The organism is Nonomuraea diastatica (genome assembly GCF_004349015.1).
GTDB classification, from domain to species: domain Bacteria; phylum Actinomycetota; class Actinomycetes; order Streptosporangiales; family Streptosporangiaceae; genus Nonomuraea; species Nonomuraea diastatica.
The window spans coordinates 25114-40423 of the sequence record NZ_SMKP01000019.1 but is presented as its reverse complement, the minus strand read 5'-3'; the positions used below and the strand labels follow the sequence as shown (position 1 = coordinate 40423).

Sequence of the window (15310 nt, the reverse complement as noted above, 5' to 3'; positions counted from 1 at the left end):
CGCGGCTCAGCGCCCGGCGGGCTCGAACAGCTCGACGAGATTGCCGGCCGGGTCGGTGAGCAGGATCTGGCGTCCGCCCGGCCCTGCGACGACCTCGCCGCGGAAGGACAGCCCGGCGGCTCGCAACCGGTCGATCTCGGCGTCGAGATCGTGGACGGTGAGATGGACGCGGTTGCGGCCCGGCGCGGTGGAACCCTCCGGCGTGGCCCGGGCGCCGGAGCTCTCCGGCCCGGACAGCAGCAGCCGCAGCGGGCCGCGGACCACGTCGGCGAAGGCGGGCGCGGGGTTGGCGCGCAGGGTGAAGCCGAGATGAGTGGTGTAGAAGCGCACGGCGGCGGCCACGTCCTCGACGATGTAGCGGACGCCGGCGAGTTCGCCGGGTGATGTGGTCATGACGCGACCTCCGGGTCGGTGGTGTGGGTGAGAACGGGCAGGAGATAGCGGATGCGGGTGTCGATCTCCGCCGCCGTGCGCAGGAAAGCGGGGTAGCTCGCCTGATCGTCGTCGCCCGGCGCGGCCGGGTCGGGGATGCTCCAGTGCATCGGCCGCTGCCGGTCGCCGAACACGGGATGCACCTCGCGGACCTTGTCGCACAAGCTGATCAGATGATCGAAACGGCGGTGGGCCACGGTGTCGAGATGGCGCGGACGCCGGCCGACGAGGTCGATGCCGTAGTGCTCGCGCAGGACGCGTACGGCGTTGGGATGCATGCGAGGTTTCGGGTGGCTGCCGGCGCTGGTCACCTCCACGTGCCCGCCGCTGCGGTGGCGCAGCAGCGCAGCGGCGATCGGTGAGCGGGCGCTGTTGCCGGTGCACGCGAACAACACCCGAGGCCGGGCCGGGACCCCGCCGGCAGCGCCGGATGACGGGCCGGATGACGGGCCGGATGACGGGCCGGATGACGGGCCGGGATCGAGGCGCAGCGCCGGATGGAGGGCGGCGCCCGCCTCGGCCAGCGCGTGCGCGCACCGTTCGAGGTCGAGGTGGTAATAGCTGTCCCGGGCGTCGAAGCTGCTGCGACGGGCGGTGACCAGCCCGCTTCCGCGCAGCAGCCGCAGATGGTAGGAGATCAGGTTCTGCGGGTGGCCGAGCAGGTCGACGAGCTCGCGCACGCGGTAGTCGCCGGCGGCCAGCGCGGTCAGCAGCCGCCATCGCAGGGGGTGGGCTGCCATGCGTACGAACGCCGGGGCGGTTCGGCCGGTGGGCACCATGCCGCCAGGATACATCAAAACCATTTGATGGATACTCAGCCGAGCAGCGTGCGGGCCAGCCCGATGGCGGCGCCGCCGGCGATCAACCAGGCGTTGTTGATCCTGGTCGTCCAGAGCAGCGCCAGGCTGACCACCGCTATGGCCGCGGTCAGCGGGTCGACGACGGCCGTGCGGGCGAGCTGGTAGGAGACCCCGGCCATGAGCGCCAGCGCCGCGGCGTTCACCCCGTCGAGCAGGGCGGATGTCCACGCGCTCGAACGCAGCCAGCCGGTGAGCCGGGTGAGCAGGCCGACGAAGACGAACGACGGCAGGAAGATGGCCACGGTCGCCAGGAACGCGCCGACGGGCCCGGCGACGACATAGCCCAGGAAGGTGGCGGTGGTGAACACCGGTCCGGGGGTGACCTGCCCGATGGAGACGGCGTCGATGAGCTGCTGCGAGCTGATCCAGCCCAGCCGCTCGACGAAATCACCGCGCAGGAAGGCCAGCAGCACGTAACCGCTGCCGTACAGCACCGAGCCGATCTTCAGCATGGTGAGGAACAGCTGCGTCAGCTGACCTCCGGTCGGGTCGGGGAAGAGGGGAGACCCGCCGAAGGTGAGCAGCGGGGCGGCGAGCAGGCCGGACGACCGGTTCTGGACGCCGGGCGGGCGGCGCGGCAGGCGGACGGCGAACGCCAGCAGCGCCCCGGCCGCCAGGATCAGCAGCTCGTTGACCCCCGCCAGGTAGGCGATCAGCGCAGCGAGAGCCAGGGCGCCCAGCCACACGGTTTTGATCACCGTGCGCCACAGGCCGAACAGAGCGTGGGCGATGATGGCGATCACCGCCGGGACGATGCCGTACAGGAGGCCCTCGGCCGCGGGCGTGCTGCCGTAGGTGACGTAGGCCCAGGCCAGGGCGGTGACCATGAGCGCGGCAGGGAGGATGAAACAGACCCCGGCCGCGACGAGACCACGCATGCGCGCACGGTCGTAGCCCAGGTGGATGGCCAGCTCGGTGGAGTTGGGGCCCGGGATCAGGTTGGTCGCGCCCATCAGGTCGGCGAAGCGCTCGTCGCTCACCCAGCCGCGGCGGCGCACCAGCTCGTCGCGCATCATCGCGGTGTGCGCGGCCGGGCCGCCGAAGGCGATGGTGCCCAGCTTGAGGAACAGCAGCGCCACCTCCCGGACCGCGCGCCAGGGCGCCCCCGTCTCGCCGGAACCTCCGGCGACGTGCTCGTTCACCGCTGCGGTCCTTTCTCGGGCGTGGCACGGCCCGCCCCGGAAGCGCCGGCGCTCTTGGCGCCGCCCGTGTTCGACGATGGGAGGCGACTATATCAAATTCATTTGATGTAACGGTATGTTTTCGATCAAGGTCATGGGGTGACGGGCATCGAAAGAGGCTGACCATCTGTACAGTGGGCTGACCAGTTGGTTATTATCCTTGGCATGTGGTCAGACAAGGACGATCTCAAGGCACGTGCCAGGATCAGGAACGCCGCCCTGGAGCTGTTCGGGGCCGAGGGTGTCACCGGGGTGAGCCTGCGTGCGGTCGCCGCCCGTGCCGACGTCTCCCACGCCCTGGTCCTGCACCATTTCGGCAGCAAGGAGGGCCTGCGCAAGGAGTGCGACGCGTACGTGATCTCGCTCGTGCGCGGCGGCCCCGGCGTCGAGGTGCTGGAGGACACGGCGGGATTGGCGGCGATGCTGGAGGCCGCCGGCCCGGTGCGGCGATATCTCGGCCGGGCGTTTCTGGACGGCACACCGGAGGCGGCGGCGCTCTACGACGAGATCGTCGAGGCCACCGAGCGGCGGCTGGAGCAGGGTGTGGCCGAGGGGTGGGCACGGCCGAGCCAGGACCCGCACGCCCGCGCCGCGATCTACGTGACCTGGCTGCTCGCCCCGCTGGCCTTCGGCGAGCACCTGTCGCGGGTGCTCGGCCTCCCGGACCTGCACGACATGGACGCCACGTTGCGTTACTCGCGCGCCGGCATCGAAATCTTCACCGACGGCGTGTTCGCCGACGACCGCGCCCTGACGGCCTGGGAGGCGGTCGGGAAGGAGCGGCGGGCGCGGTGACAGCGCCGCCGCCATGACCATTTTCGCCATCGAGGAGACATGACCGTGATCAACATCGCCGATTTGCTGACCGCCCCCGACAGAGACGCGTTCCTGGCCGACCTGGCCCGGCAGGGGCCGGTATCCCGCGGCACCTACGTCGACGGCACCCCCGTCTGGCTGGTGACCGGCTATCCCGAGAGCGTCGCGGTCCTCACGGATTCGCGGTTCAGCAGCGACATCACCCGGCAATCCAAGATCGACCTGGCCGCCGTCGCCGGGTTGCCCGACGACGTCGCCCCCTACCTGCTGCACACGCTGGGCGTCTCCGATCCGCCCGACCACACCAGGCTGCGGCGGCTGGTGTCGCGGGAGTTCACCGCCCGCCGGGTGGAGCGGTTGCGCCCGCGCATCCAGGAGATCGTCGACGCGTTGTTGTCCGGTCTGCCCGAGGAGTTCGACCTCATCGAGCGCTTCGCCTACCCTCTGCCCGTCCAGGTGATCTGCGAGTTGCTCGGTGTTCCGGCGGAGGACCGCGACACCTGGCGGTCCTTTGCCGCCGACCTCGTGGCTCCCGACCTGGAAAGGGTCGCCGCCGGAGCAAGGGCACTGGTCGGATACATGTCCGAGCTGATCGACGTCAAGCGGGCGGATCCCGGCGACGATCTGCTGTCAGGGCTGATCAGGGTGCAGGAGGCCGACGGCGACCGGCTCGGCGACGAGGAACTGATCTCGATGTCGATCAGCATCCTGATCGCCGGGCACGAGACCACCGTCGGCCTCATCAGCCAGAGCCTCTGGCTCCTGCTCACCCGCCGCCTCGAGCTCGGTGACATCTCCGACGCCGTCGAGGAGTTCCTGCGCTTCACGGGGATCGCGGAGATCGCCGTCATGCGTTACACGCTGGAGCCCGTGGAGATCGGCGGGGTGACCATCCCGCAGGGCGAGGCGGTGCAGGTGGTGTACGCGACCGCCAACCGCGACCCGCGCCGCTTCGACCAGCCCGGCCGGCTGGACCTGCGTCGCGCCGACAACGCGCATCTCGCCTTCGGCCACGGCATCCACTTCTGCCTGGGCGCGGCGCTGGCCCGGTGCGAGACCCAGATCGCCCTCACGACCCTCCTGGACCGCTTCCCCGGGCTCACCCTGAGCGTGCCCGCCTCAGAGATCGGCTGGCAGCGCGGGATGAAGCGGGCCCTGACCTCCCTGCGGGTCCGCACGGCGCCGTGACCGCACCGCGTCACCGCAGCCGGGCCGGGGCGGGCCACATGGCCCGCCCCGGCCCGGCTGATCGCGGCCGTGCTGGTCGCGGTCCTGTTGGCCGCGGTCAGTCGGTCGCCGTCAGCGAGGCGGCCAGAGCAGCTGGAGGCGGCGCACTCCCGTCATGGTCGGGGTGGGGAGGAACTCCACGGGCTCGTCGGGGTTGGTGCGCAGGGGGTCGAGGCGATCGAGCAGGATGTTGAGCGCGACCCGTCCTTCCAGCCGGGCCAGGGGCGCGCCGAGGCAGAAGTGGATGCCGCGGCCGAAGGCGAGATGCGGGTTGGGGTCGCGGTCGGGGTTGAAGACGCCGGGGTCGGGGAACTGCCGGGGATCCCGGTTCGCCGGTCCCAGCCAGGCCATCACGAGCTGATCGGCGGGTATCGTCACGCCGCCCAGGGTGGCCTCGCGGGTGGTGGATCTCGCGAGTGCGGAGAACGGGGTGAAGAAGCGCAGGGACTCCTCGATCACGGCTGGAACGGTGGAGCGGTCGGCCCGGACCCGGTCCTGCTGCTCGGGGAAGGCGTCGAGGCACAGCACCGTGTTGCCGAGCAGCATCGTCGTGGTGATGTGCCCGGCGAGCAGGAGGACGATCGCGAAGTTGACCACCTGGTCGTCGGGCAGCCGTTCGCCGTCCACCTCGGCCTCGACCAGCTTGGTGAGCAGGTCGGCGCGCGGCCTCGTTCTGCGCTCCGCGGCGTGGGCGGCGAGATAGCCGGACATCTCCATCCACGGCTTCATCGCCGCCCGGACCTCGGCCTCGCGGTCTTCTGACGGCTCGGTGAGTGAGATCTTGCTGTCACGCTCGAACAGCGCGTCGGCCCACTGTTTGAACAGGGCGCGGTCGCTGCTGGGCACCCCCAGCAGTTCGGCGATGACGATGACGGGAAGGGGATAGGCCAGGTCGGTCACCAGCTCGAACCGGCCGCGCTCGGCCGCCGCGTCGAGCAGTTCGTGGGTGAGGGCGGCGATCCTCGGCTCGAGATCCGCGACCACCTTCCGGGTGAACGCGCTGCTGACCAGTTTGCGCAGCTTGCCGTGCTCCGGCGGGTCGATCTGGGTGATGAAGCCCTTCATCGAGAGCTCCTCCCCATCCGGCATCATGTTCTTGGGAATCACGCGCATGGCGTCGGAGGAGAACGTCGCGGGGTCGCCCAGCATCTCCTGCAGTTCCGGATATCCGTAGACGTTCCACATCCCGGTGGCCGCGTCGAACTCGACCGGCTGGCCCGATCGCGGCCCGTGCAACCAGAAGTGTTGCTGGGGAATGTCGTACCGCTCGACGATGTCGGCCATCGCCTCTCCTTAGTCGTAGATCCACTTTTTGTAGGGTGGGACCAGTTCCGTGAAGATCGAGATGTACTCCGTGGCCGCCGCGGCGAGCACCTCAGGCGGCGGTGCCTGCGCCGGCTCGAAGAGCTCCCGTACGGCGAAGGCGAGCGCGTCGGCCCTGGCTTCCTCGTCCAGTTCGGCTTCCGTGGTCTCAGTGCCGTCGAAGATGTAGAAGCCCCCCTGTACGGCCTGCATCGTGTACCGCAGGTTGGGCACGTCGGTCCTGAGCAGCGCGTACTTCTCGGCCACCCGGAAGAAGCGCTCGGCCGCGAGGAGGTCGTGGCTGCGCATCGGTGGGTGCCTGGCGAGCTTGTCGAGCAGATCGAGGTCCGTGGTGAACATTGCTCGAAGGAGCGGCCGGCGGCTCGTGGTGAGGAAGGACGCACGCGCGAAGCGGTGCGGCTGCACCTGTGCCGGATCCTGACGCAACATCTCGGCGAACTCCTCCACGACCTCGATGGACTCGCGGAGCAGCAGCGCCTCGAAAAGCTCCATCTTGGTGCGCCAGTGCAGGTAAACCGTGCCCTTGCCGACCTCGGCCCGCGTGGCGATGTCTTCGACGGTGACCTTCCGGTAACCGTGCCGGAGCAGCAACTCCTCGGCCGCGTCGAGAATCCGGTCCGCCCGCTCCCGCAACGGAGACTCCTTTGACTCGATTCGAAATCTGGTCAATGAGTCACGCTACACCTGTTGCCACCCCTGTCAAGGGTTTCAACCCGAGAGGCCGAGGATGCCTTGCGGCGCCGGGGCCTGGCCAGGCGAGACGGCGCTCAGGCGCCCGTGACGAGCATGTACAGCGCCCAGACGAACAGGGCCGTCTGGACGATGAGCTCGCGCCAGGCCAGCGCCGGGGTGGCTTGGATGGCGTACGACATGCTCTTGATGGGGGAGACGGGCGGCGGCGGGGCCTTGTCCGCGTCGAGTGGCCGGTTGAAGCGGTGGAACAGGAGCTGGGTCAAGGTCAGGCCGACCATGAGCCCGGTGATGAAGCTGAGATGTTCGAGCCCGGCTGACGCGAGCATCGCCACGAGGAGCACCGTGAAGGCGAGCAGCACGTCGTCGAACACTTTGACGGAGCGGCCGCCGCCGCTGTAAAGGGCGGCGATCCGCTTGATCCGGAAGGAGTAGGGCACCACGAAGAGGTTGAAGAACTTGATCAGGGCCTGCAGGGTGTACAGGCCGAGCAGGATCTTGAGCGCGACGGTCATCATGGCTCCTCTGTGAACCAGTTGCGCAGGGCCGCTGGGTCGACCAGCGTGAGGGATCCGGCCGGCGCGCCGAGCACCCGCTCGACCGCGTCGGTGTGCGCGGCGATGATCTGTTCGACGGTGTCCGCTGTGCCGCCGGACAGGAAGACGTCGCCGAGCGCGTCGTTGAGGTCCTGGATCACGCAGACCAGGACGTGGCCGGTCTGGTCGGGGTGCCGCACCGGGAAGACGCCCTCGTCCGCTCCGGCGCGTACGATCTGCGCCAGCAGCGGCGCGATGCGCTTGGTCAGGCGGGGACGCAGCTTCTGGCGGACGACGGCGTTGTCGTCGGAGTACCAGTACTGAAGCATCGCGACGAGCAGGTCTCGTCGGGCCAGTTTCCATCCGGCCAGTGCGTTGAGGAAACGCTGAAGCCGCTCCATCGCGGACAGTCCGGGCTCCTCCACGGCCGTGGACAGGTGGGCGCGCAGCTGGTCGGAGGTCCGCTCGATCAACGCCTCCAGCATCGCCGGCTTGGAGTCGAAGTAGTGGTAGAAGGCGCCCTGGGAGACGCCCGCCTCCTGCGCGAGTTCCTGCACGCTCACCTGGGCGTAGCCCTTGGTCTCGATGAGCCGCTGGGCCGCGTCCAGAAACGCGTCCCGCCGGGCCGCGTATGCCGCGGGGTTCACCGTCCGTGCCACTGTCTCACCCCATTAATAAAGCGACGCTCGCTTTATTAATACACCCCTAGCACCCCGTTCGCCAGTCCCAGAAGAACTGGACGCCGGCTCGTGCATGCCGGCGCGCTGCGTCACGCCCTCCAGCGGCGGCCGGAGCTACCGGCGGCGGCAGGCCGCCAGCGCGGCCAGGATGACCTCCACGAGCGGTGTGATGCCGTCGTCCAGGGACTCAGCGGGCTGCCACGGGGTGCGCGGCCGCAGGTAGGCGAGCCCGACCAGGCAGTCGACGGCCAGCTCGGTGTCGAGGTCGGCCGGCAGCTCGCCCCGGTCGACGGCGCGGTGGAGCAGCCGGGCTCCCGCGGCGCGGCGGGGCTGCTCCGCGCTGGTCTGCATGGCCGCGGCCAGGCGCGGGTTCCTGGTGGCCTCGGCGGTCAGGTCGGTGAGGACGCGCATGGTCCGCGGGTCGGCCCGCAACGCGGAAGCGTGGCGCACGAAGCCTTCGACGTCTTCGCGCAGGGTGCCGGTGTCGGGCAGCGGCACGGCCTCGTCGGCCAGGCGGGTGAGGATCTCCAGCACCAGCGGCTCCTTGGAGGCCCAGCGGCGGTAGATGGCGGCCTTGCCGACCCCTGCGCGGCGCGCGATGGCGTCCATCGACATCCGGGCGTAGCCGCTGTCGATCAGCTCGGCCAGAGCGGCCTGGCGGATCGCGTCGGTGAGGTCGGCGCGCAGCACGGCCGCACCTGCCGGCCGGCGGTCGGGACCGGAGGTGGCGTCGGACATCCGTGAGACCCTCCACTTGAGACGGAACGGTTGTGTTCCATCGTAGTGGGGGCTAACGTGATAACGAAGGAACGTAACAGTTCCGTCCTGACGTCTATTCCTGGCAGGTGGTCATGGCAGAATCCGCTGAGGTCCTGGTGGTCGGGGCTGGGCCTGCCGGTCTCGCCCTGGCCTGCGCCCTGCGGTTGCACGGGGTGGCGGTCCGGGTGGTGGACCAGGCTCCGGGCCCGGCCACCACCTCACGCGCCAACATCCTGCACGCCCGCGGCGCCGAGGTGCTCGACCGGCTGGGCGCGCTCGGCGACCTGCCTGACCGCTCGGCCCCGGCACTCGTCCTGACCACGTACATCGGCGGGCGTGCCGCGCTCGTCACCCGCTTCGGCGAGGCCGCCCCGGGCATGCCCAGGCCGGCGCTGGTCCTTCCCCAGACGGACATCGAGGCCCAGCTCCGCTCCCGCCTGGCCGAGCTGGGCGTCGACGTGGAATGGGGCACCACCCTGACCGATCTCGCCGAGGACGACCACGGAGTCACCGCCGTGCTCGACGGAGGGCGCAAAGTGCGCGCCGGATGGCTGGCCGGCTGCGACGGCAGCCACAGCACGGTCCGCAAGCTGGCCGGCATCCCCTTTCCCGGCGCGCCGCTGACCGACCAGTGGCTCCTGGCCGACGTGCACGCCGGCTGGGACCTCGCCCGCGCCGGTGGACATGGGTGGGCGCACCGGGACGGGCCGCTGTTCGCCATGCCCATGCCCACGCCCGCCGGCGGCGGGCCCGACGACCGGTGGCGGCTGATGGCCTACCTGCCGGGCGCCAAGGAAGAAGCGCTCACCGAGCCCGAGATCCTCACGGCCTTCCGCCGCCTGGTGGGCGCGCGCGCCGGCCTCGACGGGGAGAAGATCCGCGACGCGGTCTGGGCGTCGGTGTTCCGCGCGCACCGCCGGCTGGTGGACGCCTACCGCCGGGGCCGGATCCTCCTGGCCGGTGACGCGGCCCACATCCACAGCCCGATGGGCGGGCAGGGCATGGTCACGGGGATGGGCGACGCCGAGAACCTCGCCTGGAAGCTCGCGCTCGTCATCCAGGGCCACGCCGGCGAGCAGCTGCTGGACACCTACCAGGACGAACGCCGTCCGCTCGCGACCGAGGTGCTCCGCACCACCAGCGCCACCACCCGACTCCAGATCGGTGACAGCCCGCTGGCGCGGCTGCTGGTCAAGTGGGTGCTGGTGCCGCTGGGCAACCATCCTGCGGTGCAGCGCCGATCCACCCAGATCGCCTCGCAGCTGGGAGTGAGCTACCGCCGCGGCCCTCTGGCCGTCCGCGGCTCCCTGCTCGGGCCCGGCCGCCGTCCACGGTCCGGCGACCGCGTTCCCGACATGCGGTGCGTCGACGCGCACGGCGACGTCACCCGCCTCCATGCCGAACTGGGCGGGCGCTGGGCGTTGCTGGCCACCGCCCGCACCGCGTCCGCGTGCCGGTCGGAGGCGGGCGCGGCCCTGGGCGATCGCGTCGTCGTGCTCACACCAGCCGATGGGCGAGACGACGAGGTGTGGCTCGTACGTCCCGACGCGCATCTGGCCTGGCGCGGCCGGCCGGCCTCCGGCGGCCTCGGCCGCTGGTTGCGGGGCGCGCTCCAGCACGGGCGCGCGCAGGCGTGACCGGCGACGACGTGGCGGGCGTCAGCCTGGTGGCGCCTTCCTCTCGGGTGTTCTCGCGGCCTGTTCCTCGCCGTCGTGGCCGTCGCCGAGCGGGATCTGGTCGGCTCCGTACGCGCGGCTCATCCTGAGCCTGAGACGGCCGAGCGGGCCCCGGGCGGTTTCGGGCGGGACGCGGTCGCCGTCCTCGGGCGCCCCGGGGAGCATCGGGATGGCCGACCTGCCGCGCAGGTGGGCCTCGACGTCGTCCGACGGCGGTGTGTGGACCTCGATGAACTCCCCGTGGGGCAGCCGTCTGATGACGCCCGACTCCACCCCGTGATCGATGGTGGCCGCGTCCGACCGCTGCAGGCCCACGCACAGCCGGTAGGTGACCAGGTAGGCCAGCACCGGGCCCAGGAAGATCAGCACCCGGCCGGCGTACGTCGTCCAGTTCAGGCTGATGTTGAAGTGGGCCGCGATCACGTCGTTGGCGCCGAGCACCAGCAGCAGGCCGTAGAAGGTGATGCCGGTCACGCCGATCGCGGTGCGGTGCGGGTTGTTGCGAGGGCGGTCCGCGATGTGGTGCTCGCGGCGGTCGCCGGTGATCCAGCGTTCCAGGAACGGATAGAGCACCAGGCCGGTGAGGATCAGGCCCAGCGGCGCCAGCGCCGGGATCAGCACGCTCAGCGGCAGCGTGCCCGCATGGGCGGTCCCGAAAAGGTTGATCTCCCAGGAGGGCATGATCCGCAGGGAGCCTTCGAGGAAGCCCATGTACCAGTCCGGCTGGGATCCCGCGGAGATGTCCGCCGGCGTGTAGGGGCCGTACAGCCAGATGGGGTTGATCTGGGCGAAGGTCGACAACCCGGCCAGTACGGCGGCCGTGAAGAGGAGGAACGCGCCTGACTTGGCCATGAAGGCGGGCAGGAGCGGGGCGCCCACCACGTTCTTCTCGGTGCGGCCCTTGCCCGGCATCTGCGTGTGCTTCTGCACCCACATCAGCATCAGGTGGGCCGTGATCAGCGCGACCAGGATGCCGGGGACCAGCAGGATGTGCAGGGTGAAGAAGCGCTCGATCACGGTATCGCCGGGAAACTCGCCGCGGAAGAGGAGGAACGACAGGTACGTGCCCACCAGCGGGATCGACATCAGCACTCCCTGAGTGATCCGCAAGCCGGCGCCGGACAGCAGATCGTCGGGCAGGGAGTAGCCGGTGAGCCCCTCGACCAAGGACAGGGTGAACAGCGCGATGCCGATCAGCCAGTTCAGCTCGCGCGGCTTGCGGTAGGCGCCGGTGAAGAACACCCGCATCATGTGCACCATCAGACTGGCGATGAACAGCAGGGCGGCCCAGTGGTGGATCTGCCGGAGCAGGAGACCGCCGCGCACATCGAAGCTGATCTCCAACGTCGAGGCGTACGCCTCGGACATCCCCACGCCCTTGAGCGGCGCGTAGGAGCCGTCGTAGACGACGTGTCCCATGCTGGGCTTGAACCAGAAGGTCAGGTACGTTCCGGTGAGCAGCAGGATGATGAACGAGTAGAGGGCGATCTCGCCCAGCAGGAACGACCAGTGGTCCGGGAATATCTTGCGCAGATTGCGTTTGAAGAAGGGCGCCGCCCCCAGGCGATCGTCGAGAAATCTGCTCGCACCGGCGATGAATCTGGGCACTGTGGTCATGCGTGGCCTCCCCGTGGGCCGCCGTTCCAGCGCGGGCGGGACACGGGTGCGAACGTCGTCACTCCACCCGCGGTGAGCCGCCGAGGCAACTGGTAAGCCGCATTACCGAAGCATAGTCTCGCGACCGTCAACGGCGGCTAAGCCGGGCCGGTGCTCCGGGCAAAAGGATGGAAGGCCGGCGCGGTCAGGCCAGCCGCTCGGCGATGCCCGACAACTCCGCGTTCTGATTGCGGATGATCCGCCCGGCCAGCTGCAGGGTCGGCTGGTGCCGGCCGGACGTCCTGACCTCCTCGGCCATGTGGATGCCGTGCCGCAGGTGCTCCGACACCATCGTCAGCCAGCCCCGGTCGAACCCCGGCCCGGCCCGCAACTCCTCGCCCTCCTTGGCGGGCTGCTCGGACGGCACCTGCTCGTTCCACGACTTCAGCCATCCTGACATCGCCTCGATGTCGGCCTTGTCGCCGGCGATGAGCTTGCCACTCAGTTCCTTCACCCACGCGGTGGCCGTACGCTCGGCGGCGAGCTCGGCCAGCTGGATGGTCTGCCGGTGGTGGATGATCATCTGCTGGTTGAAACGTACGTCGGCAGGCCCGTAGCCGTCCTGCGCGGACGCCGACGCGCCGCAGCCCGACGCCGCCAGCAGGCACAGAATCACGAGGATCGCCATTCTCAAACGCATGTAGCGAGATACGCGGGGCCGTCCGGGACGGTTCAGGTCAAGGGCGGCGTGCCGCGCCGCGCGGTGGGAATGATCCCCGTACCGGCCGCAGGGGGCTAGGCTGAGAGCTTTGAGGGGGAGGAGGAGACATGCGCGGGAGACTGCCTGCCGCACTGGTCTTCCTCCTTTCCTGGTTCCTGCCGGCCGTCGCGCACGCGCAGCCCGTCCAGCCGGTCACCACGGTCAAGACCGCCACCTTCGCGGCCGGGCAGCAGCCCGTCGCCAGGCAGCACCCGCTCCAGCCCGCTGCCGTGCGCATATGGGCCGGCACGCACGGCTTCACCGGCGCGGGCGGCGGGGCGCTGCCCGCCTCCGAGCTCCTCCACTTCCGGCACGCGTGGGCCGTGGTCGTCTCCAGGCCCGCCCCCGAGGCCACCGCGCAGCGCAAGCCGGTGGCGTCGCCTGCCCGTGCGCCTCCCTCCACAGAGCGCTGACGATCTTTTTCCGCACGTCTTAGCCTGTGGAGGCTGCCATGTTCCGTGCGCCGTTCTGGCGTGCGGTGACGGCGCTCGCCGTCATCGCGATCTCATCCGTCCTAGCCCTGTCCATGGAGCCGCGCCTGGGCCTTGACCTGCGCGGCGGCACCCAACTCGTCTTCGAGGCGAGAGACTCACCGACCGTCAAGGCCGACGCGGCCGCCACCGACCGCGCGCTGTCCGTGCTCCGCCAGCGGGCCGACGCGCTCGGCGTGGTCGATCCCACGCTGGTCCGCTCGGGAGAGAAGCGCATCATCGTCGAGCTGCCCGGCGTGCTCGACCCGCGGAAGGCGGCCGAGGTCATCGGCCGTACCGCGCAGCTCGCGTTCCACCCCGTGACCGGCGCGGCCAAGCAGGGTGACAAGTCGGCGCTGCCCGACGAGAACGGGCAGCCGCTGAAGCTCGGGCCGCCCGCCATCACCGGCGACGGGGTGAGCGACGCCGCCGAGCAGAGTGACCCCCAGCGCGGCCCAGGGTGGTTCGTGACGCTCGACTTCCGCGACGCCGCCGCGTGGCAGCGGCTGACCGGCGCGGCCGCGTGCGAGCCGGTCGGCGACCCGAAACGCAGGATCGCGATCGTGCTCGACAAGGAGATCATCTCCTCGCCGCCGCTCGACCCGTCGGTGGCCTGCCAGGCCGGCATCCCCGGCGGGAAGTCCGAGATCACCGGCTCGTTCACGCACCAGGAGGCCCGTGACCTCGCCGTGCTGATCAAGGGCGGTGCGCTGCCCGTCCCGCTCGCCATGGTCGAGCAGCGTACGGTGGGCCCGACGCTCGGAGAGGCGGCCATCGAGGCGAGCGCCCAGGCGGCGGTCGTGGGGCTGATCCTGACGGCCGGGTTCATCATCGCCGTCTACCGCCTGTCCGGGCTGCTGTCCACGATCGCGCTGGTCTGCTACGGCCTGATCTCCTACGCGGCGCTGGTGGCGATGGGCGCGACGCTGACGCTGCCTGGCCTGGCCGGGTTCGTGCTGGCGATCGGCATGGCCATCGACGCCAACGTGCTGGTCTTCGAACGAGCCAGGGAGGAGTACGGCCAGGCTCCCCGGCGAGGGCTGAAGCCGGCGCTGGTCAAGGGCTTCAAGAACGCCTGGAGCGCCATCGCCGACTCCAACATCACCACCCTGATCGCCGCCGGCCTGCTGTTCTGGCTGGCGTCGGGTCCCGTCAAGGGCTTCGGCGTGACGCTGGCGCTCGGTGTGCTCGCCTCGCTCGTCTCGGCCATGCTCATCACCCGCGTGCTCACCGAGACCGCCATGAGCAAGATCGGCCCGCGCCTGTCGGGCCTTAGCTCGCCCGGCACGGTCAGGACCTGGCTGGCGCGCAGGAACCCGCAGCTCATGAAGGCCGGGAAGGTGTGGCTGGCGGTCGCGGGCGGGCTGGTGGTGGTCGCCGTCGCCGGGCTGCTCGTCCGCGGGCTGAACTTCGGCGTCGAGTTCACCGGAGGCCGCCTCGTGGAGTTCGGTACGAACCGCCCGGTTCCGGCCGAGGCCGCCGGTGAGGCGGTCGCCCGCGCCGGGGTCCCCTCGGCGGTGGTGCAGTCCAGCGGCGACAGCGTCACCGTGCGCGCCGCCGGGCTCGGCCTGAACGAGGTCGCGCAGATCCAGCAGGAGCTGAAGCAGGAAGCGGGCGAGGTGACGAAGCGGCGCGAGGAGTTCATCGGCCCCAGCCTGGGGGAGGAGCTGCGCCGCAACGCGCTCATCGCGCTCGGCGTGGCCGTGACCATGCAACTGCTCTACCTGGCGGTCAGGTTCCGGTGGACGTTCGGCGCGGCGACGGTGACCGCGTTGCTCGTGGACGTGTTCGTGGTCGCGGGCATGTTCGCGTGGCTGGGCAAGCCGATCGACGGCGTCTTCCTCGCCGCGATGCTGACCATCGTCGGTTATTCGGTCAACGACAAGGTGGTGGTCTTCGACCGGGTGCGGGAGTTGTGGACGGCACGCCGTAAGGAGCCGTTCGCCGCCTCGGTGAACGGCGCGATCCTGCAGACCATGCCGCGCACGGTCAACACCGGGCTCGGTGCGCTGTTCATCCTGGTCGCCCTGATGGTCTTCGGCGGCGACTCGCTGCGGGACTTCGCGATCGCGCTGGTCGCCGGCATCGTGATGGGCACGCTGTCGTCCTCCTTCGTGGCCGGGCCCGTCGCGATCGTGTTGTCCAGGTTCGACCGGCGGCCGCCGCCTGAGCCCGTCAAGCGCCGCGCCCCCGAGGCCCGCAAGGGATCGGGCGCCGTCGTGTAGCGCGTTTCGTGCCCGGGGCGCCCGGGGCGCCCGCGTCGCCCGGGGCGCCAGAAGAGGTCGTGCCGTCGGCCTGCCATCG

The 15310-nt window shown here is 70.4% G+C and carries 15 protein-coding genes; 5 read left to right on the top strand and 10 right to left on the bottom strand.

What is annotated here, in order from left to right; genetic code table 11:
• Positions 1-6 precede the first annotated feature (6 nt).
• Genes E1294_RS09355 through chrA form a run of 3 tightly spaced genes read right to left on the bottom strand, consistent with a single transcriptional unit; the run spans position 7 to position 2434 of the window.
• Complete coding sequence (locus E1294_RS09355) at positions 7-393, bottom strand: VOC family protein (RefSeq protein ID WP_132506842.1); 387 nt, start codon at positions 391-393, stop codon at positions 7-9.
• Positions 390-1211 carry an arsenate reductase/protein-tyrosine-phosphatase family protein gene (locus tag E1294_RS09350; protein WP_132506840.1) on the bottom strand — a complete coding sequence of 274 codons (822 nt, stop codon included), beginning with the start codon at positions 1209-1211 and terminating at the stop codon, positions 390-392. The genes E1294_RS09355 and E1294_RS09350 overlap by 4 nt, the downstream gene beginning before the upstream one ends.
• A gap of 35 nt (positions 1212-1246) precedes the next feature.
• Complete coding sequence (gene chrA, locus E1294_RS09345) at positions 1247-2434, bottom strand: chromate efflux transporter (RefSeq protein ID WP_132506838.1); 1188 nt, start codon at positions 2432-2434, stop codon at positions 1247-1249.
• Positions 2435-2638: 204 nt separating this feature from the next.
• Here chrA and E1294_RS09340 point away from each other — a divergent pair, with 204 nt between their 5' ends.
• Positions 2639-3268 (top strand): TetR/AcrR family transcriptional regulator, encoded by a 630-nt coding sequence (locus tag E1294_RS09340; protein ID WP_132506836.1) that lies wholly within the window; start codon positions 2639-2641, stop codon positions 3266-3268.
• Positions 3269-3307: 39 nt separating this feature from the next.
• Positions 3308-4477 carry a cytochrome P450 family protein gene (locus E1294_RS09335; protein ID WP_132506834.1) on the top strand — a complete coding sequence of 390 codons (1170 nt, stop codon included), beginning with the start codon at positions 3308-3310 and terminating at the stop codon, positions 4475-4477.
• 111 nt (positions 4478-4588) lie between these two features.
• Here the strand turns inward: E1294_RS09335 and E1294_RS09330 are convergent, their stop codons facing one another.
• The 5 genes from E1294_RS09330 to E1294_RS09310 form a co-directional block, all read right to left on the bottom strand.
• Positions 4589-5800, bottom strand: a complete 1212-nt coding sequence (locus E1294_RS09330) for a cytochrome P450 (protein ID WP_132506832.1) — start codon at positions 5798-5800, stop codon at positions 4589-4591.
• 9 nt (positions 5801-5809) lie between these two features.
• Complete coding sequence (locus tag E1294_RS09325) at positions 5810-6472, bottom strand: TetR/AcrR family transcriptional regulator (protein ID WP_220447638.1); 663 nt, start codon at positions 6470-6472, stop codon at positions 5810-5812.
• A 134-nt stretch (positions 6473-6606) separates the two neighbouring features.
• Positions 6607-7044, bottom strand: a complete 438-nt coding sequence (locus E1294_RS09320; protein ID WP_132506830.1) for a hypothetical protein — start codon at positions 7042-7044, stop codon at positions 6607-6609.
• Positions 7044-7724, bottom strand: a complete 681-nt coding sequence (locus E1294_RS09315; RefSeq protein ID WP_132506828.1) for a TetR/AcrR family transcriptional regulator — start codon at positions 7722-7724, stop codon at positions 7044-7046. The genes E1294_RS09320 and E1294_RS09315 overlap by 1 nt, the downstream gene beginning before the upstream one ends.
• A 135-nt stretch (positions 7725-7859) precedes the next feature.
• Positions 7860-8483: a TetR/AcrR family transcriptional regulator gene (locus E1294_RS09310; protein WP_220447637.1), complete on the bottom strand. Its 624-nt coding sequence runs from the start codon at positions 8481-8483 to the stop codon at positions 7860-7862.
• Between the two features lie 113 nt (positions 8484-8596).
• Between E1294_RS09310 and E1294_RS09305 the strand changes: the two genes are divergently transcribed.
• Complete coding sequence (locus E1294_RS09305; RefSeq protein WP_132506826.1) at positions 8597-10141, top strand: FAD-dependent monooxygenase; 1545 nt, start codon at positions 8597-8599, stop codon at positions 10139-10141.
• Positions 10142-10162: 21 nt separating this feature from the next.
• On the opposite strand, the gene qcrB is transcribed toward E1294_RS09305, so the two are convergent.
• Both qcrB and E1294_RS09295 read right to left on the bottom strand, forming a co-directional pair.
• Positions 10163-11797 carry a cytochrome bc1 complex cytochrome b subunit gene (qcrB, locus tag E1294_RS09300; protein ID WP_132506824.1) on the bottom strand — a complete coding sequence of 545 codons (1635 nt, stop codon included), beginning with the start codon at positions 11795-11797 and terminating at the stop codon, positions 10163-10165.
• Positions 11798-11981: 184 nt separating this feature from the next.
• Positions 11982-12464, bottom strand: coding sequence for a DUF305 domain-containing protein (locus E1294_RS09295; RefSeq protein WP_165977191.1), 483 nt, complete (start codon positions 12462-12464; stop codon positions 11982-11984).
• 140 nt (positions 12465-12604) lie between these two features.
• On the opposite strand from E1294_RS09295, the gene E1294_RS09290 reads away from it, so the two are divergent.
• Positions 12605-12949 carry a hypothetical protein gene (locus tag E1294_RS09290; protein WP_132506820.1) on the top strand — a complete coding sequence of 115 codons (345 nt, stop codon included), beginning with the start codon at positions 12605-12607 and terminating at the stop codon, positions 12947-12949.
• A 38-nt stretch (positions 12950-12987) separates the two neighbouring features.
• On the top strand, positions 12988-15231 hold the full coding sequence (gene secD / locus E1294_RS09285; protein WP_132506818.1) for a protein translocase subunit SecD: 2244 nt from the start codon (positions 12988-12990) through the stop codon (positions 15229-15231).
• Positions 15232-15310 lie beyond the last annotated feature (79 nt).

Coding starts and splice junctions, on each gene's coding strand:
- E1294_RS09355 (WP_132506842.1), bottom strand. CDS start 393: ATGACCACATCACCCGGCGAACTCGCCGGCGTCCGCTACATCGTCGAG.
- E1294_RS09350 (WP_132506840.1), bottom strand. CDS start 1,211: ATGGTGCCCACCGGCCGAACCGCCCCGGCGTTCGTACGCATGGCAGCC.
- E1294_RS09340 (WP_132506836.1), top strand. CDS start 2,639: ATGTGGTCAGACAAGGACGATCTCAAGGCACGTGCCAGGATCAGGAAC.
- E1294_RS09335 (WP_132506834.1), top strand. CDS start 3,308: ATGACCGTGATCAACATCGCCGATTTGCTGACCGCCCCCGACAGAGAC.
- E1294_RS09330 (WP_132506832.1), bottom strand. CDS start 5,800: ATGGCCGACATCGTCGAGCGGTACGACATTCCCCAGCAACACTTCTGG.
- E1294_RS09320 (WP_132506830.1), bottom strand. CDS start 7,044: ATGACCGTCGCGCTCAAGATCCTGCTCGGCCTGTACACCCTGCAGGCC.
- E1294_RS09310 (WP_220447637.1), bottom strand. CDS start 8,483: ATGTCCGACGCCACCTCCGGTCCCGACCGCCGGCCGGCAGGTGCGGCC.
- E1294_RS09305 (WP_132506826.1), top strand. CDS start 8,597: ATGGCAGAATCCGCTGAGGTCCTGGTGGTCGGGGCTGGGCCTGCCGGT.
- qcrB (WP_132506824.1), bottom strand. CDS start 11,797: ATGACCACAGTGCCCAGATTCATCGCCGGTGCGAGCAGATTTCTCGAC.
- E1294_RS09295 (WP_165977191.1), bottom strand. CDS start 12,464: ATGGCGATCCTCGTGATTCTGTGCCTGCTGGCGGCGTCGGGCTGCGGC.
- E1294_RS09290 (WP_132506820.1), top strand. CDS start 12,605: ATGCGCGGGAGACTGCCTGCCGCACTGGTCTTCCTCCTTTCCTGGTTC.
- secD (WP_132506818.1), top strand. CDS start 12,988: ATGTTCCGTGCGCCGTTCTGGCGTGCGGTGACGGCGCTCGCCGTCATC.